At 66.0% G+C, this 23,851-nt stretch carries 19 protein-coding genes; 11 read left to right on the forward strand and 8 right to left on the reverse strand.

The features are described from left to right. Positions 1–153: 153 nt before the first annotated feature. The 7 genes from L1F31_RS16030 to L1F31_RS16060 all read right to left on the reverse strand — a co-directional run bounded on the left by L1F31_RS16030 (position 154) and on the right by L1F31_RS16060 (position 8,847). A complete protein-coding gene (locus L1F31_RS16030) occupies positions 154–1,641 on the reverse strand; it encodes an outer membrane protein assembly factor BamB family protein (protein ID WP_265418229.1) in 1,488 nt (495 codons plus the stop codon). 263 nt (positions 1,642–1,904) lie between these two features. Beyond that, on the reverse strand, positions 1,905–2,525 hold the full coding sequence (locus L1F31_RS16035) for a response regulator (RefSeq protein ID WP_265418230.1): 621 nt from the start codon (positions 2,523–2,525) through the stop codon (positions 1,905–1,907). Beyond that, positions 2,522–3,898, reverse strand: coding sequence for a sensor histidine kinase (locus L1F31_RS16040; protein ID WP_265418231.1), 1,377 nt, complete (start codon positions 3,896–3,898; stop codon positions 2,522–2,524). The genes L1F31_RS16035 and L1F31_RS16040 overlap by 4 nt, the downstream gene beginning before the upstream one ends. 206 nt (positions 3,899–4,104) lie before the next feature. Continuing rightward, positions 4,105–6,372: an MMPL family transporter gene (locus tag L1F31_RS16045; RefSeq protein ID WP_265418232.1), complete on the reverse strand. Its 2,268-nt coding sequence runs from the start codon at positions 6,370–6,372 to the stop codon at positions 4,105–4,107. A gap of 150 nt (positions 6,373–6,522) precedes the next feature. Further along, entirely contained in the window at positions 6,523–7,089 is a 567-nt protein-coding gene (locus L1F31_RS16050; protein WP_265418233.1) for an isochorismatase family protein, read from the reverse strand. Positions 7,090–7,149: 60 nt separating this feature from the next. Next, positions 7,150–7,638 carry a DoxX family protein gene (locus tag L1F31_RS16055; RefSeq protein WP_265418234.1) on the reverse strand — a complete coding sequence of 163 codons (489 nt, stop codon included), beginning with the start codon at positions 7,636–7,638 and terminating at the stop codon, positions 7,150–7,152. Positions 7,639–7,713: 75 nt separating this feature from the next. Next, positions 7,714–8,847, reverse strand: a complete 1,134-nt coding sequence (locus tag L1F31_RS16060) for a CPBP family intramembrane glutamic endopeptidase (protein WP_265418235.1) — start codon at positions 8,845–8,847, stop codon at positions 7,714–7,716. Positions 8,848–9,038: 191 nt separating this feature from the next. On the opposite strand from L1F31_RS16060, the gene L1F31_RS16065 reads away from it, so the two are divergent. Beyond that, complete coding sequence (locus tag L1F31_RS16065; protein WP_265418236.1) at positions 9,039–10,589, forward strand: APC family permease; 1,551 nt, start codon at positions 9,039–9,041, stop codon at positions 10,587–10,589. Between the two features lie 1,084 nt (positions 10,590–11,673). Beyond that, positions 11,674–12,129 carry a hypothetical protein gene (locus L1F31_RS16070; protein ID WP_265418237.1) on the forward strand — a complete coding sequence of 152 codons (456 nt, stop codon included), beginning with the start codon at positions 11,674–11,676 and terminating at the stop codon, positions 12,127–12,129. A gap of 207 nt (positions 12,130–12,336) precedes the next feature. Here the strand turns inward: L1F31_RS16070 and L1F31_RS16075 are convergent, their stop codons facing one another. Continuing rightward, positions 12,337–12,849: a GNAT family N-acetyltransferase gene (locus L1F31_RS16075; protein WP_265418238.1), complete on the reverse strand. Its 513-nt coding sequence runs from the start codon at positions 12,847–12,849 to the stop codon at positions 12,337–12,339. 132 nt (positions 12,850–12,981) lie between these two features. Here L1F31_RS16075 and argG point away from each other — a divergent pair, with 132 nt between their 5' ends. The 9 genes from argG (at position 12,982) to iolD (ending at position 23,849) form a co-directional block, all read left to right on the forward strand. Next, on the forward strand, positions 12,982–14,403 hold the full coding sequence (gene argG / locus L1F31_RS16080) for an argininosuccinate synthase (protein ID WP_265418239.1): 1,422 nt from the start codon (positions 12,982–12,984) through the stop codon (positions 14,401–14,403). Positions 14,404–14,749: 346 nt separating this feature from the next. Next, positions 14,750–15,499 carry a DNA alkylation repair protein gene (locus tag L1F31_RS16085; RefSeq protein ID WP_265418240.1) on the forward strand — a complete coding sequence of 250 codons (750 nt, stop codon included), beginning with the start codon at positions 14,750–14,752 and terminating at the stop codon, positions 15,497–15,499. 185 nt (positions 15,500–15,684) lie between these two features. Next, entirely contained in the window at positions 15,685–16,869 is a 1,185-nt protein-coding gene (locus L1F31_RS16090; RefSeq protein WP_265418241.1) for a Gfo/Idh/MocA family protein, read from the forward strand. Next, the gene (locus L1F31_RS16095) at positions 16,866–17,855 is read left to right on the forward strand and encodes a sugar phosphate isomerase/epimerase family protein (protein WP_265418242.1); all 990 of its coding nucleotides are present in this window, start codon (positions 16,866–16,868) and stop codon (positions 17,853–17,855) included. The genes L1F31_RS16090 and L1F31_RS16095 overlap by 4 nt, the downstream gene beginning before the upstream one ends. Before the next feature lie 102 nt (positions 17,856–17,957). Next, positions 17,958–18,725, forward strand: a complete 768-nt coding sequence (locus L1F31_RS16100; protein WP_265418243.1) for a GntR family transcriptional regulator — start codon at positions 17,958–17,960, stop codon at positions 18,723–18,725. Positions 18,726–18,962: 237 nt separating this feature from the next. Continuing rightward, positions 18,963–19,979, forward strand: a complete 1,017-nt coding sequence (iolC, locus tag L1F31_RS16105) for a 5-dehydro-2-deoxygluconokinase (RefSeq protein WP_265418244.1) — start codon at positions 18,963–18,965, stop codon at positions 19,977–19,979. 86 nt (positions 19,980–20,065) lie between these two features. Then, entirely contained in the window at positions 20,066–20,956 is an 891-nt protein-coding gene (locus L1F31_RS16110; protein WP_429860973.1) for a class I fructose-bisphosphate aldolase, read from the forward strand. A 3-nt stretch (positions 20,957–20,959) separates the two neighbouring features. Then, complete coding sequence (iolB, locus tag L1F31_RS16115) at positions 20,960–21,946, forward strand: 5-deoxy-glucuronate isomerase (protein WP_265418246.1); 987 nt, start codon at positions 20,960–20,962, stop codon at positions 21,944–21,946. A gap of 1 nt (position 21,947) precedes the next feature. Beyond that, positions 21,948–23,849, forward strand: coding sequence for a 3D-(3,5/4)-trihydroxycyclohexane-1,2-dione acylhydrolase (decyclizing) (gene iolD, locus L1F31_RS16120; RefSeq protein ID WP_265418247.1), 1,902 nt, complete (start codon positions 21,948–21,950; stop codon positions 23,847–23,849). The last annotated feature ends 2 nt before the right edge of the window (positions 23,850–23,851 follow it).

Consider the following 23,851-nt stretch of genomic DNA (forward strand, 5'->3'; position numbering starts at 1 on the left):
CTACCCGGAGGAGATGAAACCCCGTAGCCGAACTCGCCCGATCTGAGCGCGGACCTCCGCTTCTGCTGGTACGCCCGGGCCCCTCACCAGGCGTGACGCCACAGATCATTACCAATCAGTTATTCACCTTACTCCGGCGTCGGCAGCCGGTGGTCAGGCTTCGATCACAGCCCACATCGTGCTCGTGTCCTCGTTGGTCGCGATCGCAAAACGCCCGCTCGTGCTCAGGTCGGCATAGTCCCCGGCCGGATGGTCGCTGACCGGCTTGCCTGTCTTCGCCTCGAAGAACGTTGTCTTCTTGTTGTCGGTGACGACGATCAGCCCGAGGTCAGGCAGCACTCCCTGCCCGCCCCAGTAGCCCGGTTCGCCTTCGTCTCGCAGGCGCGGTCCGTCGGTCGTCCACACTGACTTGCCGGTTGCGGCATCGAGTGCCGCGATCCCGTCTTGTGGGGCCGGAACGATGAGAAGAGCCTGATCGCCATTGTCGACTGGCTCCCACTGCGGACCGCCACGACTGCCGATAACAGCAACCGCCGCCTCAGGAGCGTCGTCGTACCAACCCTCGGCTGAGCCGTCCGATCCTTGGTACTTCACCGCCGAGGCGAACAGCTGAGTCTGCAGGCACGCTGGCTTTCCTTCGGCGGTGAAGGCCAGTTCGGTGCTGCACACGGCGTCGAAGGTGTTGTCCATGCTCACGTCCACGGACTGATCGGGCGCTTGCAGCGTGGCAGAATCCGATGCCTTGAGATCCGTCGGGACGCTCAATGTCGCCGCTCGTGTCATTGCTGAGCTCATCGGATCGTCTCCGTCCATCGCCCCGTACACGTACGTCAGGTTGCTGGGATCGGCTGTCGGGTAGACGGTGAAGTAGTCGGCTCCGGTGTCATCGATCTTGCGCGCCTCGGTGATGGGAATGGACGTGTGTGAGCCGTCGTCGAAATTCACCCGCGTGACCATCGACTCGTCCCCGTCCATCCACGACATGACCCCGGACTTGCGGTCGGGTGCCAGTTCGATGAGGCGACCGCCGAAGGTCTCCCCGCCCTCACCCAGCGACAGCGCCGGCCAGGCTTCCTTCCCCGTCTTCGGATCGAGTGCGTAGACGACGGCGTCTTCTTCGGCGGAGGAAGCGCAGTTTCCCTCGGGGTCCATCCAGTTGTTCTCGAGCAGGATGAGGTCCCCCTCGCCGAGGCGGTCTCCGCCGCTTGTCGACTGCGATCCGAAGGAATGTGCGGGGCGGCAGGAGCTCTCAGCGTCGGGAAGATCGAAGGACCAGACTTCCTGGCCGTCAGCCCACGAATAGGCCGTCGTCGTACCCGAGAAGTCGTGGACGATGACGTTCTCGCCTGCCGAGTAGGCTTCGGTGCCGCCGTCGTCCTCGTTGACATTGGAGTCGATGCTCCACTTCTCTTCGCCCTGGGCGTCGACGACTCGCAGCTTCTGACTCATCCAATCCCCGACGAGCGCCAGATCTGATCCGTTGTCGGTGATCACCGACGCGTAGTAGTCGAGTTCGACTGGCTCAGCCAGGGTCGGGGTGGTCGTCGGCGACGGTGTTCCCTCTGCTTTCTCGGTGCTGTCGCTGCACCCGCTCAGGGCCATCAGGCCTGCCGCTGCGATACCTGCCCACATCCGCTTCATGATGCGTTTCTCCTGCTCATACCCCGATTCATAGCTCGATCATATGCGGCAACCTCTTCGCCTCACTCCATGGGTAGTCCACTCATCCATTCCCGGCTCATCGGCCAGCGGCGTGCTCCCGCAGATATAGGTCGCTACCAGATACTACTGAGCTCAGAAAGTATCCGATACCGACCTATATTTGCCGCCCGATGTCCGATTGCGACCTGAAGTCGACGACTGAGACAGCTGCTGCCCCGATCGATCCGACTGCAGCACCAGCCCTACACGAGCCCCTGGTCCTCAGCGACGCGGATGGCGCGGGCCCGCGAGTCCACGCCGAGCTTTGTGAACACGTTGACGAGGTGGCTCTTCACGGTCGCCTCGGTGACGAAGAGCTCCTGAGCGATCTGCGCGTTCGAGGCGCCGGTGGCCAGCAGCTTGACGACATCGCGTTCCCTGCGGGTCAGTTTCGGGCCGGGATTGCGCATCGCGGCGAAGACCTTCGACGAGATCTCCGGCGGCATATACGTCTCACCCTTCGCCGCCTTCTCGATCGCCATCGAAATATCGCCCGGGTCGATGTCCTTGAGCAGGTACCCCGAAGCACCAGCATTGATTGCCGCGATGATCTCCGAATCGAGGTCGAAGGTGGTGAGGATGAGCACCGCCGGCGGATTCTCCTTCGCCCGCAGCCGCTTCGTCACCTCGATGCCGTCGATCCCCTCCCCCAGCCGCAAGTCGCACAGGACGACATCGGGGGCAAGGTCGTCGACGATCGTCAGCGCCTCCTCGCCGCTGCCGGCCTCACCGACGACGGCGATGTTGTCCGGGGCATCGATGACGGACTTCAGACCCGCCCGCACGACCGGATGGTCGTCGACGAGGATCACTCGAATGCTCATGCGTTCTCTCCTGTGTCCGTGGTCTTGCGCGGGCTGTGGTCACCCTCGCCGAGGCGGCCAGCCGTGTCCGCGACCGTGTCCCCGACAGGGGTGCTGAGCCCTTCACCCCGAGTGTGCAGCTGGGATTGGCTGGGCAGTGTCGCGGAGATTGCGAAACCGGACCCCGGGGTCGATTCGATGACGAGCTCCCCGCCGAGTTCGCGCATCCTCGAGGCGATGAAGCCGAGGCCGAAACCCGACTCCGGGTTCCGCTGTCGTTTCTCGGGGTCGGCCATGCCCACCCCATCATCGACGATGTCCATCCTGATCGCCCCGTCGAGGTCCATGAGACTGACCAGCACCCGGCTGGCCTGCGAGTGCTGGCGGACATTGGCCAGCGCCGACTGTGCGGTTCGCAGCAGTGCCACCTCCGCCTCGGCGGACAGGGTCGGCAGGGTCTCGTCGATGTCGAGACGACCGCTGATCGAACTGTCCTCTTCCAGCCGGGCGAGCAGTCGGCGGATCGCGGCGGTCAGCGCCCCATCCTCGAGTTCGGCCGGGGCAAGAGCGGCGATGATGCGGCGGACATCGCGGGAACTCTGCGCAGCGAGGTCCTCGACCTGGGCGAGGACCTCCCCGGCATGGTCATCGGTAGTGCGCTCCGCCTCGGCGTGGGCGATGAGACGGATCGAAGAGATCGACTGCGCGATCGTGTCGTGGATGTCCCGGGAGACGCGGGTGCGTTCCTGGATCTCGCCGGCATGACGCTGAGTCAGGGCGAGCTCGTCCTGGAGGTCGAGCAGATTCTGGTGGGCGAGCTCAAGGGAGCGCAGCAGCTCCTCGCGGCGACGGCCCTCACGAAGGAGTTCGATGTAGCCGCGGGAGAGCCCGAGTGCGAAGACGGCGCCGATGAGGGAGCCGATGATGCTCGGCGTGGGCACCTGACCATAGTGCGCGAGCGGGGCGACGATCGTCGCGATATAGGTCAGCGCGGTGAAGACGACGGCGATGCGCAGGGAGAACAGGTGGCCGGCGAGCAGCCAGAGGAGGAAGGCGACCCAGATGAACTCGGCGGACACGAGCAGGGTGCACAGCCACGCAGCGGCGAGGACGATGAGCCACCATTTCGCCAGCACCAGTGCTCCCGTACGAGCCGCGCGGACGGCACCGAGTGCGTACCAGGCGAGGAACACCACGCTCACAGCGACGGTGGGCAGCAGCGGAGCGCCGCCGGAGACCGCGCGGATACCGGAAATGAGCATGAGGACGAGCGCGATGGCGTGCTGACCGAACTCCATCGTGCGTTCCGTCCACTTGCGAGCGCCCACTCGTCCGCCTTCCTCCAGTTCCGCCTCGGCGGCGAAGGTGCCGAAGCGGTGATCGTGTTCTGTCATGATCCTCCCCGCCAACTCAACCACATCCGAGCCCCTGGTGCGGTGAAATATGCGCGACTCCGGAACGGAAGTGGGGCGCAAGACGCGTGACGCCGATGTGGACGCAGAAGAAGGCCCGGGCGATCGTGGCCCGGGCCTTCTCTGCTCACACCGGCTCGCTGACTCAGCTCACAGACTCGAAGCTTGCCGGCTCAGTGCGCACAGACTCAGTGCTTGCCGTGGTGGGATCCGGAACCGCTGTGCGATCCCGAACCCGAGTGCGCGTATTCCTCTGCGGCGAGCAGATGGGTGGAGTCCCCGTCGCGCCCTGTGCCGGCCGACGCAGCCGCGCCAGCACCCGCAGCCGCACCAGCACCCGAATTCGCGGTCTCATCGAAGTGGGTGATCGCCTTGTTCGGCCACCAGATCCGGTTGCCGACGAGTCCGAAGATCGAGGGCACGATGACGGTGCGCACGATGAGCGTGTCGACGAGGACGCCGACTCCCACGATGAGTCCGAGCTGACCGAGCACCATCAGCGGCAGCATGCCCAGGGCCGCGAACACTCCGGCCAGGACGATGCCAGCGCTGGTGATGACACCGCCGGTGTGGGCGACGGCCTCGATCATTCCCTGGCGTCCGCCGTGGATCACCGACTCCTTCTTCGCACGGTGGGCGAGGAAGATCGAGTAGTCGATGCCCAGTGCTACGAGGAAGAGGAACGCGAGGATCGGCACCTGCGCATCGAGGGCGGACTGGTCGAAGATCAACCGCGACAGGAAGGCGCCGAGTCCGATCGCCGCTCCCGAGGACACGACGTTGACCAGCAGCAGGGTGAACGCCGCGATCGGGGCTCGGAGGATGCCGAGCAGGATGATGAAGCTGATCGCCAGGATCATCGGCACGATCGTGAAGAAGTCCGCCTGGTTGCCGTCACGGGCATCGAGTTCCGTGGCCGCAGCCCCACCGACCTGGGCGTTCGCTCCGTCGATGGCGTGGACGTCAGTGCGGATGTCCTTGACGAGGTCGAGTCCCTTCGCGCTGTCGGGCTCGAATTCGCCGGTGGCCATGATCTTCGTGACCGAGGTGCCGTCGACGTTCGTGTCTTCGATCGCCGAGGCGCGCACGATGCCGTCCATGTCGCTGACCGAGTCGACGACCTGGTCCGCGTGGTCAGTATCGGCGACGATCCAGATCGGCTGCGATTCGCCGGGCGGGAAGTGGTCGGACAGAACGTCGAGGCCCTGCGCCGATTCGGATTGGACCCGGAACTTCTCGGTCTGGTCGAGTCCGATCGAGGACCCGATGAAACCGGTGGCCATGACACCGAGGATGACGATTCCGGCACCGAGGTGGAGCCCGGGTTTGCGGACCACGCGGGTGGCGATGGTGCGCCAGATCGAAGGCTTGGCCGCCTCGGCGTGGGTATCCGTGTTCTCCTCGGCCTTCGGGATGAAGGGCCAGAACATCTTCTTCCCGCAGATCGCGAGCACGGGAGGCAGGGCGAACAGGACCGCGGCGGCAGCGATGAGGAGGCCGACTGCGGCGGTGATGCCCAGGCCGCGGGTGCCGGGGATGATCGCGAAGACGAGGCTGAGCAGGGACAGGACGACGGTGAGGTTCGAGGCGAGGATCGTCGTCGCGGTGTGCGTCCAGGCTTCGGCGAGCGCGATGCGGTGGTCGGCGATCCGGCGCAGCTCCTCGCGGTAGCGGGAGATGAAGAGCAGTGCGTAGTTCGCGCCGGCGCCGAAGACGAGGACGCTGATGATGCCCGCGTCGAACTGCAGGTCGAGCCAGTCGCCGACGGCCGCGGTCACGGTCGAGGCGAGCCCGTCGGCGGTGCCGATGACGATGAGCGGCAGCAGCCACAGGATCGGTGATCGGTAGGTGATGATGAGCAGCAGCGCCACGATGACGATGGTGACGATGAGCAGCGTGAAGTCCGCGCCGTTGAACGCTGAGGCGATGTCGGCGCCGATCGCGGGACCGCCGGTGACCAGCAGGGACATGCCCGCGTCGGTGAGTCCTGAGGCGGTCGGATCGTCGGTGATGGCAGTGCGCAGGTCATCGACGGTCTCGGCGGTGTCCGAGTTCGTCATGCCCACCGTGATGGGGACCATGAGCAGCGCCGCCTGTTTGTCGTCGCTGAGGATCGGCCCGGTGACGGGGTCCGTGGATTCGTCTCCGACGGAGTCGCCGAGCGAGGTGCCGAGCTTCTTCAGTTCGGCCTGATCGTCGGCGGACAGTTCGGAGCCGTCCTTGTTCGAGGCCACGACCATGACGGACTGCTTGTCCGCCTCGGGGAACTTGTCGAGGGTCTGCTGGGCCTGAGTGGATTCGGAGTCGGCCGGAGCGGTTTCGTTGGGCCGGTCCTCCCCTGCCCCGGACAGGAGCCCGAAGAGCAGGACGACGAGGACGACGACCCCGCCGAGGACCAGCCACGAACCGCGCTTCGATGTCAGCGTGTGTGCGGTTTTCGCCAGTGGTGAGTTCATGACTCCAGTCCATCAATCTATGGGCTGGAGAACATCGCAAAAGAGTTCAGACTCCATCTGCAACTTTCGATGGAGAAAACGCTGTGACCTGGGACGATGATTTTTCTCAGGGTGGAGAGTCAGTGGTGGGGGCAGCGATTGATCAGCCGTTCATGCGAGGGTGGCGCCCGCCTGTTCCACCTCTGTCAGGGCCGCCGCGCTCGAGTCCTCCCCGACGCCTGCGACGAGGTCGGCGAGGACTCGGACGGCCACTCCCGCGGTCAGTGCGTCGAGGGCGGAGGCGCGGACGCAATGGTCGGTGGCGAGGCCGACGACGTCCACCTCGGTGATGGTGAGATCGGTGAGAAGCTCGCCGAGGCGGCTCCCCGTTCCCGTGGTTCCTTGGAAAGCCGAATAGTCGGGTCGGCCCTGACCTTTGCGGACCTCGTGGGTGATGGGAGCGGTGTCGAGCAGGGGGTCGAATTCGGCACCAGCCGTGCCGGCGACACAGTGGATCGGCCAGCTGTCGACGAAGTCCGGGCTGTCACTGAAGTGACCGCCGTTGTCGCTGTCGGCGTCATGCCAGTCGCGGGAGGCGATGATCGCATCGTAGTCGCCGGCGTGTGCGGCAAGGTGGCGCGTGATGCCCGTGGCCACGCGGTCGCCGCCGGTGACGCCGAGCGCGCCGCCTTCGGTGAAATCATTCTGGACGTCGACGATGAGAAGTGCCTTGGCCATGCTTCGAGCATAGGCGTTTCTGCGCCGAATTCCAGGGGCTTCCCGAGACGGTGCAGGTTCTCAGGCCTGTTTGAGGGCGCGCTTCTCGGCCTTCTTCGCAGCCTTTTTGGCAGCCTTGTTCGCCGCCTTCTCGATCGCCTTGCTGTTGTCACCGGATCCGGCGATGAGCATCAGACCGCCGAGAGCGGCAAGGTTCTTCGAGAACTGCGTCTGATGGGCCTTCGCCTCTCCGCCTTCCATCTCCCAGAACGAGTGTCCGGCGAGAGTGGTCGGGATGAGGGATCCGGCGAGCGCCAGCGCGGACAGCCGCGGCTTGATGCCGAAGAACAGGGTGGCACCGGCGAGGATCTGCACTCCGCCGTTGATGCGCACGAGCAGTTCGTTGTCATCGGGGAGGCCCGGCACGTATTCGCGCATCGTGTCGAGCGTCGACTCGGCCATCGCCGCCTTTCCTGCCGGGTCCTTCACGGCGGAGAGTCCTCCGCTGATGAAGATCGGGGCGGTGAGCATGCGTCCTGCAGTCTGCAGCAGCGATGGTCCGAAAGTCATTATGCTCCTAAGAGGTGTGAGGGTTCCCGTCGATCGGGTTTTGAGCCTAACGGACGCCGGGGCCGAGCCTCAATTTCAGAGGCCGGCCGCGGTGCCGGTCTTCGGCTTCTTGATTCCCAGTTCCGGCTGCTTGCGGAACTGGCCGGTGAGGACGAGCACGACGATGACAACGGCAGAGACGATCCACCCGGCCACCCCGAGGAAGGCGACGAGGGCAGGGTCCGGCGTCTGCGCCCCGGCGTCGACGAACAACCCGAGCAGCATGGCCCCGCATCCGTTGAGTGCGGCGTGAGCGAAGACCGCCGGCCAGACCGAACCCGTGCGCAGGCGCAGCCAGCCGAAGAGGATACCGACTGCGATGCATCCGCCGACCATGAAGCCCACGCCGGTGATGTCGGGGCGGCCGAAGTTATAGCCGAGCAGGATGAGCGGCGAGTGCCACAGTCCCCAGACGACACCGATGATGAGCAGCGCCGGCCAGGTTCCCAAAGGCCGCAGGCTGGTGAGCAGCCAGCCCCTCCAGCCGAACTCCTCACCGATGGTGACGAAGATGTTGGTCAACGAACTGACGAGCATCAGCCCCAGATAGACGGCGATGGCGGCCGCGGTCGGCACCGAGTCCATGCCGGGCAACGTAGCTGCCTGTGCCTTGAACCCGGACAACCCGGTGAGATCAAGGCTCAGCCACCCGAAAGCCGCACTGAGGAGGTAGCCGAGGATGACGAGCACCATGATCCCGAAGAAGGCGGCCACCGTCATCCAGATGACCCGCCCGAAAGGACGCAGCGGCCAGAAGCCGAAGTAGCGGGGTGCACTGGCCAGGGTCTCTCCCCTGGTGCGGGCACGTCGGCGCTGGACGATCGAGGCGACGATGCTCGCGATGAGCGGGGTGAACATCATGGCACTGCCGCAGGCCAACAGCAGCACCGGGTCACCGATCCCTTTCTCAGAGAACCACAGCGGCAGGCAGGCCAGCCACGCGAGGCCGAAGGCGAGCACGGCGAAGATCCCGAGCTCGAGCCAAGGGACCCGGGCAGGTACGACGGCGAGCGGACGGCCCTTCGCATCGACCGCCTCGGTGGTGGGGCGGGCCTCAGCGATGGGGTCCGCCTCTCCGGGCGGGTGGGGTGCTGGGTCGGATGTCGGCGTTGTCCCGGTCGGTCCGGTCGCCTCGGCGAATCCTGCCTGGCTCTGCGTCTGCGTGTTCACGGTTCCTCCTTGCTCCTGCACGGGGCGCCGGTTCGTCGGTGGTCCGTGCCTGTGATTCCACGCTATGACGGGGCGTCGCCCGGCACCTCCGCCGCGAGGATGAAATCGCAGTCAGCCGTGAGGCGGGGAATCGGGGTTACGATGACGAACGGAAACGGAATCAACGACGATTCGAATGAAGGAACATCACCATGTCCGACCATCTCTCCGACGCCCATCACTCTTCGGGCGCCGGCAATTCCCCGGGCCGCCCCGGCACCGGGGACCACCTCTCCGACTCCGACCACCTTGCTGTCCTCGGCTACGGTGACTCGTTCGAGCGGTCGATGAGCCCGTGGGCGAACTTCGCCCTCGGCTTCACCTACCTCTCCCCTCTCGTCGGCGTCTATTCCCTGCTGGCCGTGGCACTGTCCACGGGAGGCCCACCGTCGATCTGGTGGATCGTCATCGTCGCCTGCGGTCAGCTGCTCGTCGCCCTCGTCTTCGGCGAGGTCGTCTCCCAGTTCCCCATCGCCGGCGGCATCTACCCCTGGGCCCGACGTCTGTGGAGCAAGCGCTACGCGTGGATGGCAGCCTGGGTCTACATCTGCGCACTCATCGTCACGATCACCTCGGTGTCGGAGTTCGGGGCCGGATTCCTCGCGAGCCTGTTCGGGTTCGAGCTCAACCGCACCACCACCCTCGTCCTCGCTCTGGTTCTGCTCGTGCTGGCACTGGCGATCAATTTCTCGGGCACGAAGTGGTTGGCCCGAATCGCCCGCATCGGACTCTTCGCCGAGCTCATCGGCGTCATCGGTCTCGGCCTGTTCCTGCTCATCTTCGAACGCAAGCACAGCTTTTCCGTCTTCTTCGACACCATGGGCACCGCCGGCGACGGCAGCTATCTGCCCGTGTTCCTGGGTGCCGCCGTCGCTGGGCTCTTCCTCTTCTACGGCTTCGAAGCCTGCGGCGACGTCGCCGAGGAAGTTTCGAACCCGGCTCGCGGAATCCCGAAGGCCATGCTCATGACGATCTTCGTCGGCGCGATCTCGGCCCTGTTCTCCTTCGGCGGGTATGTGCTGGCGGCACCGAACCTCGATGAGATCGTCGCCGGTGAAGTCGCCGACCCGATCCCTGCGATCCTCGCCGGCAGCCTCGGCGATGTCGGTGCGAAGATCTTCCTGCTCGTTGCGATCCTCGCGTTCATCTCCTGCGTGCTCAGCCTGCAGGCCGCCGCGTCGAGGCTGATCTTCAGCTTCGCCCGTGACGGCATGATGCCCGGGCACCGGTGGCTGTCGAAGGTCACCGACGGGACGAAGATCCCGCACAATGCGCTCATCGTCGCCTGCACGGCACCGGCCCTGATCTGCGTGCTCATCTGGTTCAACGACGGCATCCTCGTGGCCGTGACCTCGTTCGCGATCCTCGGCATCTATCTGGCCTTCCAGATGGTCGTGCTCGGCGCGCTGCGGCAGAGGGTCAAGGGTTGGAAACCAGCAGGACCGTGGTCGTTGGGCGGCTGGGGCATCGTCGTCAACATCGCGGCGCTTGCTTACGGAGTTTTCGCGATGATCCTGTTGTCGCTGCCCGGTGACTCCGGGTCGTTCTTCGCCGACTGGATCGTGCTCATCGGCCTCGTCGTTGTGCTGGCTGTCGGGTTCATCTATCTCTTCACGGCACGTCCGGACCGGAAGTCCGACGCCCCGGAAGGCGACGCCATCTCCGTGGCCGAGGCGATCCGGACGCATCGGGCAAGGCGGTAGCCGGCCGGCTTCTCCGAATAGTGGTCGCCAATGGACAGTGCATTCCGAAAGTAGGTCGCAATCGGACATTTCCTGAGCTCAGAAGTGTCCGATAGCGACCCAGATTTTGGCTCGAATCTCCGTTTGCGACCACTACTTTGCAATCTGCACCCGATAGCGGCTCCCTTCGCAGAACGACTCACGTCGCCGTGATGGCGCTCTGCGCTGTACCCACTCACACACTCTTGCCTGTGCAGAACTTCGCCGTGACTCGCGCAGTCACGGCGAAGTTCTCTACTGCGGTCCGCGCAGATAGACCGCCACAGAATGTTTTGCGCGTCCGAAACCACCCGAGAGCCACCACTCTGCGCTTGATGCGAATCCGACCAGAGGCCATTGGGGTGCACCCCCGAGGCAATTCACTGGCTTACGGTTTGGGCAGGACAGCTGCCTTGAACCATCCAATGTCTGCGTGAGAACGATCGGCGGCTTGTGCGGACGGCCGCCCATCTCGCCGACATTCGGCTGTGGATACCGCGTTGACTCGAGCACTTTTGGCTTGTGGATCTGCAGCTGCCGACCACAGTCGCCTCGGGCAGGTCTTCCCCTATTCCGAGTCGGAGTGAACGATCTGTGCATGAAGCATCCTCTGAACTATGCACGCTACCCGGCAGTGCTCTCGGTCTCGGAAGCACGAGCACGGGGAGCATCCGACTACGACATCCGGTCCGGGCGCGGCTTTCCCCTGGCCTCCTGGGGGCTCCGCTTTGACTCCTCCGCGTCCGAAGAGTTTCCAGTGCCGACGTGGGCAGATGATGCGTGGGTCGATGAGGCGAAGCTGCTGACGGCCATGGCCTTCAAACATCCGGGAATCGTCGCCTGCAGAGAAACTGCGGCGCGATTGTTCGGGTGGCCGCTGCCGCACTCTCTTGGAACGGACATTCTGCATCTGGGAACTTCGGATACCAATAAGCGCATACGCAGAAGTGGCATAGTCCTGCACCGAATGAGAATGCTGCGACCAATCGAGTGGTTGAAATTGCCGGTTTTGAGCCCACTCCAGGTCTTCAGCCAACTGGCGTCTGTCTGTTCGGTGGAGTCATTGGTGAAGATCGGAGACGCGGCGATCGGCGACTGGAAGAGTCCACCCCAATTCGCGTTGGAAACGCTGGCCAAGCACATCTCCGAAACGAAACACCTCAGAGACAGGTCGAAACTCGAGACTGCCGTTGGACTCATCCGAGAAGACGTCGACTCGCCGATGGAGACCGACCTCCGCCTATGGGCGCTCTCCCGGAAACTTCCCGAACCTGCAGTCCACCCTGCTGTCTACTGCCCGACGATCGACCGCACGCTGCATCCTGACCTCGGCTACCCGAAGGAAAGGCTCGCTTTGGAGTATGAGGGAGACCAACACCGGATCTCCGAAGACCAATGGGCAGCCGACATCGACCGAGTCAACGCACTGAGAGCCGCTGGTTGGACAGTTATCCGAGTGACGAAATCGACCAACCGCCACCAACTCGAGCGTGACATCCGCAAGCATCTCGACTTGCAGTGAAATCGTAGGTCGCTATCGGACATTTCTGGCGCCGAGAAATATCCGGTAGCGACCTATGTTTCGGGCGGAATATCCGAAAGTGACCAATACTCGCGCGACTGCGCCGGGCAGCTGCAGGAGCCGGGCGAGAAAGTAGCCGGCCGCCAGCCGCGGGTCACCGCATGCGGCGGGCAGGCAGCGGGTGGCCGCGTTGCCCGCAGGCGAGCTTCAGACTCCGAATTCGGGGGCGAAGACCAATGCCCCGGCAGGCGCCTCGCCGGCCAGTGGCATCGCCATGAGCGCCTCATCAGGCACGTCGATGTGCAGAGTGATGCCATACCCGGAAGCTGGGGTGAACCCGAAGCGCGGATAGTACTCGGGATGCCCGAGGACAACGGCGAAGGCCTCGCCGCATCGGGTCGCCTCGGCCAGCAGCGCCTCGATGACTGCGGTGCCGGCACCGGTGCGCTGATGCTTCGGCAGAACCGAGCACGGGGCAAGGCAGACTCCTGGAGCTTCGCCGGCGAAGCAGCGAGAGAGCATGGCGTGAGCGATGACCTCACCGTCGAGCACACCGACGAACGAGAGCCCCTCGATCCCGCTGTCGGACTCGCGGAGGGCGTCGACGGTCCCCGCCTCATCCGGCCGATCGAAGGCGGCGGTCGTCAGCGCGCGAATCGCATTGATATCGCCGGAGTTCTCGGGGCGGATCGTGAGCGCGGGTGCGGGAGGAATCGTCACGGTCTCACGATAGCAACCGGCAGGACCGCCTCGGCGAGGGATCGGCTGTCTGCACCCACCACATTCACATAAAAATACGGACCCATGAATAACAATTCGACAGAACGGAGGGAGTGACGTTACGCTGGTGTCATGTCGAAAGTACTGTCTTCGCTCCCAGTCGGTGAGCACGTTGGAATCGCCTTCTCCGGCGGACTGGACACCTCCTGCGCAGTCGCATGGATGCGCCACAAGGGTGCCATCCCCTGCACGTACACGGCCGACATCGGCCAGTACGACGAGCCCGACCTCGAATCAGTGACCGATCGCGCCAAGGAATACGGCGCCGAGATCGCCCGCTTCGTCGACGCCAAGCGCCTGCTCGTCGAGGAGGGCTTCGTCGCCCTGCAGTGCGGCGCGTTCAACGTCCGCTCCGGCGGCAAGACTTACTTCAACACCACTCCCCTGGGCCGCGCCGTCACCGGCACCATGCTCGTGCGGGCCATGAAGGAAGACGGCGTCGACATCTGGGGCGACGGCTCGACCTACAAGGGCAACGACATCGAGCGGTTCTACCGCTACGGCCTCATGGCCAACCCGAAGCTGCGCATCTACAAGCCCTGGCTGGACTCGGACTTCGTCGAGGAGCTCGGCGGCCGCCAGGAGATGAGCGAATGGCTCGTCGAGCACGGCTATCCGTACCGCGACTCGGCCGAGAAGGCCTACTCCACGGATGCGAACATCTGGGGCGCCACCCACGAGGCGAAGACCCTCGAGTTCCTCGATGCAGGACTCGACATCGTCGAACCGATCATGGGCGTCGCCGCCTGGCGCGACGACGTCGAGGTCAAGTCCGAAGAGGTCTCGGTCCGCTTCGAAGCCGGCCGACCGGTCGCCATCAACGGCGAAGAATTCGACGATCCCGTTGCCCTGGTCTTCAAGGCCAACGAGATCGGCGGACGCCACGGCCTGGGCGTGTCCGACCAGATCGAGAACCGCATCATCGAGGCGAAGTCCCGCGGCATCTACGAGGCCCCAGGCATGGCGCTGCTGCACGTGACCTACGAACGCCTGCTCAACGCCATCCACAACGAGGACACCATCGCCCTCTACCACGAAGAGGGCCGCCGCCTCGGTCGCCGGATGTACGAGGGACGCTGGCTCGACCCGCAGTCGCTCATGCTGCGCGAGTCCATGCAGCGGTGGGTCGCCTCGGCGATCACCGGCGAGGTCACCCTGCGCCTGCGCCGCGGCGACGACTACACGATCGTCAACACCGAGGGCCCGAACCTGTCCTACCACCCGGAGAAGCTGTCGATGGAGCGCGTCGGCGACGCCGCCTTCGGCCCCGAGGACCGCATCGGTCAGATGACCATGCGCAACCTCGACATCGCCGACTCGCGTGCCCGCCTTGAGCAGTACGCGGCCATGGGCATCGTCTCCGGCCCGACCTCAGAGCTCGTGGGCTCCCTGGAAGCCGGAGGCGCCGAGGAGATCGCGAACTCCGGTGCCGAGGTGGATGAGGCCAGCGACCTCGCCAACCTGTCCTCGGCCTTCGACGCCGGCACGGACTGAGGTCCGGACCGAGCGGACCCGGTATCACGGGTATCACGGCAAGTGGGCTGAGGCCCGACAGAGCTGAGGCCCGAGCTCGGTGGTGAAAGACTTCCGGAGACACTGCGCTGCATGAGACTCGCGGACTCCGGTTGAGAACAGAGAACGGCCGGCAGGTGCGCTTCCCGATCTGATCAGATCGCGGGGCTCACCTGCCGGCCGTTTCCCTATTCACCGGCAGCATGGGCGACGCAGTTTGCACGGGCGTCAGGCCGACGCACCTTTCGATGCATTCGTCCGGACAGCAGACCGCGCCCACCGTCGCACAAGCAGCGCATCCCCACCCTCGCGTGGAATGATGATCGCCATGACGTCCGATTCCTCGCACACCGCAGCCGCCCTCGCCGAGGTGGTCGATCGTCAGCTGCGCGACCGCGGCAACGCTGAGCGCGCCGAGAAGGAGAAGGCCTACCTCAAGAGCGAACTCGCTCATTACGGGGTGAGCGTGCCAGACACCCGGGCTGTCGTCCGGGCAGCCATCCGCGGCCAGGGCCTGGGGCATGACGAGGTCATTGAACTGGCTCAGCAATTGTGGGCGGCACCGGCAGGCGGGGCAGAGCCCATCCACGAACGCCGCACCGCGGCCACAATGGTGCTCATCCAATCGAAGGACCACCTCGGTGCCGGTGATGCCGATGTCATCGAAAGCCTTCTGCGTGAGGCGAAGACCTGGGCCCTCGTCGACCCTCTGGCCGGAGATCTCGTCGGACCATTGAGCGAACAGGATTCGGGCTTCGACCCGGTGCTCGAACGCTGGGCCGAGGACGCTGACTTCTGGATCCGCCGCTCGGCACTGCTGGCACATCTCGTGCCCCTGCGGCAGGGCCGTGGTGACTTCGAGCGGTTCTCCCGCTTCGCCGATGAGATGCTCGAGGAGAAGGAGTTCCTCATCCGCAAAGCCATCGGCTGGGTGCTGCGCGACACCTCCCGCAAACGCCCCGAACTCGTCTTCGACTGGATCCTTCCGCGCGCCCACCGGGCGTCGGGAGTCACGATCCGCGAGGCAGTCAAACGGCTCTCCCCCGAACAGCGGGAGGCCGTGCTCGCCGCCAGATGATGCCGCTCCGGCAGCCGATTTTCATGTCATTACAAATTCACTCTTGAAATCTCTTTTGACATGACAAATATGAGTGTAATGTGGTGAGCGCTTCACAGCGCACCAACCGTTAACGATCCCTGCCTCGGGTGCTTCACAAACCGACGCCCCAAGCAGAACACTCATGCATTCAAAGGAGAATCACCATGCCGCAGCGCCTCGGAATCGCCGTCATCGGAGCCGGAATGGCCGGTCGAGCCCACGCCTCGGCCTGGCGCGCCGCCCCCACCGTCGGCTCCGGCGAACTGCCGGATCTCGAACTCGTCTCCATCTGCGACCTCGCCGGCGACCTCGCCGCCGCAACCGCCGCCCGGTACGGCTTCTCCCGCCACGACACGGATTGGCAGGACATCGTCGACGCCCCTGACATCGACATCGTCAGCGTCGTCGTCGCCAATTCACTGCACAAGGAAATCGTCGAGGCCCTGCTCGCGGCCGGCAAGCACGTCCTGTGCGAGAAGCCGCTGACCGACACCGTCGACGACGCCCGCGCCATGGTCGCCGCCGCCGAGAAGTCCGACTCGATCGCCCGCCTCGGCTTCACCTACCGCCGCGCTCCCGGGCTGGCCGCCATTCGCGACTTCATCCAAGACGGCACCCTCGGAGAGGTTCACCACGTCAACGCCTGGTACTGGACCGACTACGCCTGCTCCCCCACCGCGCCGATGAGCTGGCGCTACAAGGGCGAGCTCGGCAGCGGAGCACTCGCCGATGTCGGCAGCCACCTCACCGACACCGTCGAATTCCTCGCCGGCCCCATCAGCTCCGTCTCCGGCGGCCGCTTCCACACCGCAATCACTGAACGCCCGCTGCCGCTGGGCCACGTCGTCGGTCACGACCACGTCGAAGTCAGCGACGAATTCGAGCCCGTCGGCAACGACGACTACGCCGGCTTCGGCGTCGAATTCCCCACGGGATCCGGCATCCTCCAGGTCTCCCGCATCGCTGCAGGCCATCCCAACAGCCTCGGCGTCGAAGTCTTCTGCGCCAATGGCTCGGCCAGCTTCGACTTCCGCTTCCCCGGCCAGATCGTGCTCAACCAGAGCATCGACGGCCACGCCGCCACCGGGCTGACGACGATCCAGCTCGGCCCTGAACACCCCTATATCGCCGACGGTCTCGCGATGGCCGCCCCCGGCGTCGGAGTCGGACAGAACGACGGCTTCACCTTCCAGGCCCGCGCTTTCCTCGACGAAGTCGCCGGCCGCCCCGAGGCCGAATCGCTGCCGCGCTGCGCCCAGTTCTCCGAGGGCCTCCACGCCCTCGAGGTCCGCGACGCCGTCATCGCTTCGGCCACTGACAACGGATCTGCGAAGGAGGTCGCAGCATGAAGTACGGCGTCTACACGGCTATCCTCCACGACCGCCCGCTGCCCGAAGCACTCGCCGTGATCAAGGATCTCGGACTCGACGCGGCCGAGATCAACGTCGGCGGATTCCTCCCGCCCATCCACATGCCCACGATCGACGACATCCTCACCTCCGACGATGCCCGAGACGACTACCTCGGGACCTTCGCCGAGGCGGGGGTCGAGTTGGCAGGCCTCAACGCCAATGGCAATCCCCTCCACCCCGACCCGGAGATCGGTCCCCCGACCTTGTCCGACATCGAGCGGGCCATCAAGGTCGCGAACCGGCTCGGGCAGACCCGCGTGGTGACGATGTCAGGCCTGCCCGGGGCCGACGCCGCCGCGACGAAGCCCTCCTGGATCGTCAACCCGTGGGAGTCGTCCCTCCTCGACACCCGCGACGCCCAGTGGGAGGTCGCGACCCCGGTCTGGCGCGAGCTCGACCGCCTCGCCGCCGACAACGGCGTGCAGATCGCCATCGAAATGCACCCGCACAACCTCGTCTTCAACCCGGCCACGCTCGAACGCCTCGTCGAAACCATCGGCGCGACCAACGTCGGCGCGGAGATGGATCCCTCCCATCTCTTCTGGCAGGGCATCGATCCGGTCGCCGCGATCGACCACCTCGGCGAACTCGTCGTCCATGCCGCGGCCAAGGACGTGCGCATCAACGAGGCGGCATCGATCCACGGCGTCCTCGACGACCGCCACACCCGCTTCACCGGGGACCGGATCACGAACATCCGCGGCGGGGCGGCCATCAGCGCCTGGCCCGCCGGCTCCTCCTGGGACTTCGTGGCGCTCGGCAAGGGCCACGATCAGGACTTCTGGAACCGATTCGTCGCCGCCTTGGCCAGGGTCGATCCCGATATGGCCGTGCACATCGAGCACGAGGACGAATCCCTCGGCCGGATCGAAGGACTGCAGACCGCCGCCGAGGTGCTGCTCACAGCCGCACGCGGCGTGTGAGTCCGTACGTTGCCCGGGGACGCTGACCTGCGCGGGTCACCGTCCCCGGGCGGCGCATCCCCGAGTAAGCTCGAGACAGATCCCCCGACGAGGCAGGAGCCCATGGCACGCGAACCCGAGACCGAACTCCCTGCGGAGTTCTTCGGTCCTCTTGACCGCTCCCCCGGAGCCGTGCCTCTCTACGTTCAGATCGCGCGCAAGCTCGAGGCCGCGATCGCGACCGGGACTCTCGTGGCCGGAACTCGGCTTGAGAACGAGGTCGCGATGGCCAAACGCATCGGCCTGTCGCGGCCCACCGTGCGCCAAGCCATCCAGGACCTCGTCGATAAGGGCCTGCTTGTGCGTCGGCGCGGTATCGGCACTCAGGTCATCCAGCGACCGGTGGCCCGGCCCGTCGACCTCACGAGCCTCTACGAAGACCTCGAGAAGTCCGGCAATCCGCCTTCGACCGTCGTTCTGTCCCACCGTGTCGAAGCCGCCGATGCCGAGACGGCCGAGCGACTCGGCGTGCCGGTAGGCACCCCCAGCCTCCACCTGAGACGCCTGCGACTGGTCGGTTCGACCCCGCTGGCGCTTCTGCACAATGTGCTGCCGGCTCCCTTCACCGACATCACCGCCGACGAGCTCGTGAGCACTGGACTCTACGCGACCCTGCGCTCACGCGGAGTCGTCTTCTCGATCGCGCAGCAGCGCATCGGCGCGAAGGCCGCAGAGGACTCCGAAGCCGAGCTGCTCAACATCGATCCCGGGTCCCCGCTGCTGACGATGAATCGCACGGCACTCGACCATTCCGGCGACATCGTCGAATGGGGCGATCACTGCTACCGCCCCGATCTCTACTCCTTCGAGACCACACTCATCTCACGCTGAGCGCGTCTCTTCACGTCCCGATCGCGGATGCCCGCGCCCGTTCGCGCTCCTCGCGGGTGCCGATCCGCACTGCGATCGACGACGCCACCGCGACCCTTGTCATCGACATCGTCACCTCCCGAGATTTTTCGGAACAGGGGGTGACGGAGCACTCGAACGGTGCTATTGTCATGACAAATACTTTGTCCTAACAAATATTCGTCACGGCATCGCCGCCGTAGAGAAGGATGGCTCACAATGACCTCCTCGCCGACTCCGGCTCCTCGCACCGAACCGTTCGACCTCATCACCATCGGGCGCATCGGCGTCGACATCTACCCGCTCCAGGACTCGGTCGGTCTCGAGGAGGTTGAGACCTTCGGGAAGTACCTCGGCGGTTCGGCAACGAACGTCGCGGTCGCCGCCGCCAAGCACGGGGTCGACTCGGCCGTCATCACCGCCACCGGGGACGATCCCTTCGGTCGGTACCTGCACAATGAGGTCGCCCGCCTCGGCGTCGACAACCGCTGGGTGGCCACGAACCAGAATTTCAACACCTCCGTGACCTTCTGCGAGATCTTCCCGCCCGATGATTTCCCGCTCTACTTCTACCGTGACCCGAAGGCCCCGGACCTCGACCTCACCGAGGCTGACCTCGACCGGGAGCAGATCGCCTCGGCGAAGATCTTCTGGGCCACCGTCACCGGGCTGAGCGTCGAACCCAGCCGCGGCACCCATCACGCCGCCTTCGCCGCGCGCGGACGTGCCGAGCACACCATCCTCGACCTCGACTACCGCCCGATGTTCTGGGAATCCCCGGAGATCGCCCACACCGAGGTGGCCCGTGCACTCGAGCACGTCACCGTGGCCGTGGGCAATAAGGAGGAGTGCGAGATCGCCGTCGGTGAGACCGAACCCGAGCGCGCCGCCGATGCTCTGCTCGACCGCGGAGTCGAACTCGCCATCGTCAAGCAGGGACCCAAGGGCGTGCTCGCGAAGACCGCCGACGAACGCGTCGAGATCCCGCCCTATCCGGTCGACGTCGTCAACGGCCTCGGCGCCGGAGACGGATTCGGTGGAGCCCTGTGCCGCGGACTGCTCGCCGGCTGGGACCTCGAGTACCTCCTCAAGTTCGCGAACGTCGCCGGCGCCATCGTCGCCACTCGACGCGAATGCTCGACCGCGATGCCGACCACCGAGGAGATCACCTCCGTCATCGGTCACGCTCCCGTCTCCCCCGCTGTCGCGGCCGGCACGAACGGAGTCCGCCAGTGAGCACCGACGCCACCACGCAGCCAGACGCCGCGACGACGCAGGCCGAGCTCACCACCTCGGCGAACCCGACCCCAACCTCACCGGTCATCGCCCCCGAGGCCTTCGCCGAACTCCGCCAGGCCCGCTTCACCGACCCCGGTGCCATCACCCGCGCCTGGAACAACCGCTCGCGCCGCTCGATCGCCGGGGATGATTCCCGCCTGTTCATCGTCGCCGCCGACCACCCGGCCCGCGGCGCGATGAAGGTCGGCGACGATGCCCTCGCCATGGCCGACCGCGCCGACCTCGTCACACGCCTGGCCACAGCCCTGTCCCGCCCCGGCGTCGATGGGGTGCTCGCCACTGCGGAGATCCTCGACGATCTCGCCTTCCTCGGCCATCTCGAGGGCAAACTCGCCGTCGGTTCGATGAACCGCGGCGGCCTGGCCGGGTCATCCTTCGAAATCGACGACCGCTTCACCGGCCACTCCGTGGAGCAGATGGCCCGCGACGGCATCGACCTGGCCAAGACGCTGCTGCGGATCAACCTCGATGACCCGGCGACCCCCTCGGCGCTCGAGGCGAACGCCCGCGCCGTCGATGCCTGCGCCGAGGCGAAGATCCCCGTCATGCTCGAACCCTTCATGAACGAGTGGGTCGACGGCAAGGTGCGCAACCTGCTGACCCCCGAGGCGGTCATCAACTCCATCGGCATCGCCCAGGGACTCGGCGCAACCTCGACCCACACGTGGCTGAAGATCCCCGTCGTCGACGATATGGAACGCGTCATGGCCGCGACCACGCTGCCCACGCTCCTCCTCGGCGGCGAGCGCTCGGACGATCCCGAGGCGACGTTCCGCAGCTGGGAGAAAGCGCTCGCGCTGCCCGGTGTGCGCGGACTCGTCATCGGCCGCTCCATCATCTACCCCGCCGACGGCGACGTCGTCTCGGCCGTCGACCGCGCCGCCGGACTCGTCCACGGAAAGGAGAGGATCTGAGCCATGGTCAACGAATGGTTCCACCCCGCAGGAAGCCTCGCTCGCGTTGGTTTCGACTCCGTCGTCGACGCCCAGATCGACGGCTGGGCCCACACCGGATTCAGGTCCGTGACCTTGGGCGATGCCTCGGCACTCGCCACGTCTACGGGCCCATCCACGGCCACGACCGCCTCGGCGAGTGACACCCGGCCCACCAGCATTGACCTGTCGGCCGCACCGGTCGAACGGGTCCTCGTCCCGCTTGCCGGCGAGTCCTTCACCGTCGCCTTCACCCTGTCCGACGGCAGCACCGGAACACAGAACCTGACGGGCCGGGCCTCGGTCTTCCACGGCCCTGCCGATTGCCTCTACCTGCCCACCGGGACGAGCGCCACCGTGAGCTCCCCGGCCGGGCGGATCGCCGTCGCCGAGGCGCCCACCACCGAATCCCGCCCTGTCCAGTTCCTGCCCGCCGCCGAGGTCCCCGTCGAACTGCGCGGTTCGGGGATCTCGAGCCGTCAGGTCCACAACTTCGCGACCCCGGCCGGGCTCGACTGCGTGAAGATCATCGCCTGCGAGGTCATCACCCCCGGCGGCAACTGGTCGTCCTATCCCCCGCACAAGCACGACGAGGCGATTCCCGGCTCCGAGTCCCGCCTCGAAGAGATCTACTACTTCGAGACCGCGGTCTCCCGCGGATCCCAGGTCCCCGAGGCGGCCGATCCGTTCTCCCTGTTCTCGACGTATTCGTCGGCTGCGGGAGAGATCACCACCTCGGCGACGGTGCGCACCGGCGACATCGCGCTCGTCCCCTTCGGCTACCACGGCCCCCTGGCCGCCGCGCCGGGCTACGACAACTACTACCTCAACGTCATGGCCGGGCCCGACGAGGAACGCGTCTGGCTGATCAGCGATGATCCCGCCCACGGGTGGGTGCGCGAGGAATGGGAGAACCTCGAGTTCGACTCCCGCCTGCCCTATACCGCATCCGAGACTTCGAAGGAGAAGTGACATGACCACGATGACGGTCGCCCAGGCGCTCATCACGTTCCTGTCCCGCCAGTACACCGTCGACGGCGACATCCGACAGCGGGCCATCGCCGGCACGTTCGGCATCTTCGGCCACGGCAACGTCGCGGGCATCGGCCAGGCCCTGCGTCAGCTCGGACACGAGGACCCCGCCGCTATGCCCTACCACCAGGGTCGGAACGAACAGGCCATGGTCCACCAGGCCGTCGGCTTCGCCCGGATGAATCGCCGCCGGTCGACTTTCGCCGCGGCCGCCTCGGTGGGGCCCGGTGCCGCGAACATGCTCACCGGTGCGGCCCTGGCCACGGCCAACCGCATGCCGGTCCTCCTCCTGCCCTCGGACACCTTCGCCACCCGCGTGTCCGATCCCGTCCTCCAGCAGCTCGAGCACCCGCACGACACGTCGCTGCAGGTCACGGACGCGTTCCGGCCGCTCTCGCGCTTCTTCGACCGGGTCGACCGTCCCGAACAGCTCTTCTCGATCGCCCTGGCTGCGATGCGCGTGCTCACAGACCCCGCCGAGACCGGGGCCGTGACGATCGCCTTGCCCGAGGACGTGCAGACCGAGACCATCGACGTCCCGGACGAATTCCTCACCGAACGCGATTGGCACATCCGCCGCCCGCTGCCCGAACCCGGCCCTCTCGACCGTGCTGTCCGCGCGATCAGGACCGCGAAGGCACCGCTCATCATCGCCGGCGGCGGAGTCCTCTACTCCGACGCCGAGGAGGAGCTGAAGTCCTTCGCCGAGGCGACCGGGATTCCCGTGGCCACCACCCAGGCCGGCGGCGGGGTGCTCGATCACGATCATCCGCTCAACCTCGGCGGGGTCGGTGCCACGGGATCATCCGCGGCCAACCGCATCGCCGCCTCGGCGGACGTGATCATCGGTGTGGGCACCCGCTACAGCGATTTCACGACCTCGAGCCGCACGGCATTCGCCCACCCCGAGGCGATCTTCGTCAACCTCAACGTCGCCGGCTTCGACGCGTACAAGCACGGCAGCCGGTACCCGATCATCGCCGATGCCCGCGCCGGCCTGCTGGACCTGGGAGAGCGCCTCGGCGGGTTCCGGGTCGACGCCGACCACACCCGGAAGGTCGAGACCGAAAAGCAGAATTGGACCGCCGAGGTGGACGCCTCCACCGCGGCCACCGACGCCGAGCTGCCGGGCCAGCCCGAAATCATCGGTGCCGTCAACCGTGCCACCGGTGCCCGCGACGTCGTCGTCCAGGCCGCCGGATCACTGCCCGGTGACCTGCAGAAACTCTGGCGGACCCGTGATGCGCTGGGCTACCACGTCGAATACGCGTTCTCCTGCATGGGCTACGAGATCGCCGGCGGGCTCGGGGTTCGGCGGGCCATCGACGCCGCCGGCGATGACCGTGACGTCGTCGTCATGGTCGGCGACGGGTCCTACCTCATGCTCCACACGGAGCTCGTCACCGCGGTCGCCGAGGGCCTCAAGCTCATCGTCGTCCTCGTCCAGAACCACGGCTACGCCTCGATCGGGCACCTGTCCGAAACCGTCGGGGCACCGCGATTCGGCACCTGGTACCGGAAGTACGACGGCGATTCGCCCGAGTTCCGCACCGACGAGATCCTGCCGGTCGACCTCGCCGCGAACGCCCGGTCCTACGGCATCGATGTCGTCGAGATCGAACCCGGGCCTTCGGCGAGCACCCACCTCGCCGAGGCGGTCGAAGCGGCCCGCGCCGCCGAGACCTCGACGCTCATCCACATCAATTCCGATCCCTTGGTCTACGCCCCCGACGGCGAGGGCTGGTGGGACGTGCCCGTCGCCGCCGCCTCGACGATGGCCGAGACCCAGGATGCCCGCACCGCCTACGAAGAGGAACGCAGCACCCAACGCCCGCTGCTCTGAAC

It is taken from the genome of Brevibacterium spongiae (genome assembly GCF_026168515.1).
Taxonomy (GTDB): domain Bacteria; phylum Actinomycetota; class Actinomycetes; order Actinomycetales; family Brevibacteriaceae; genus Brevibacterium; species Brevibacterium spongiae.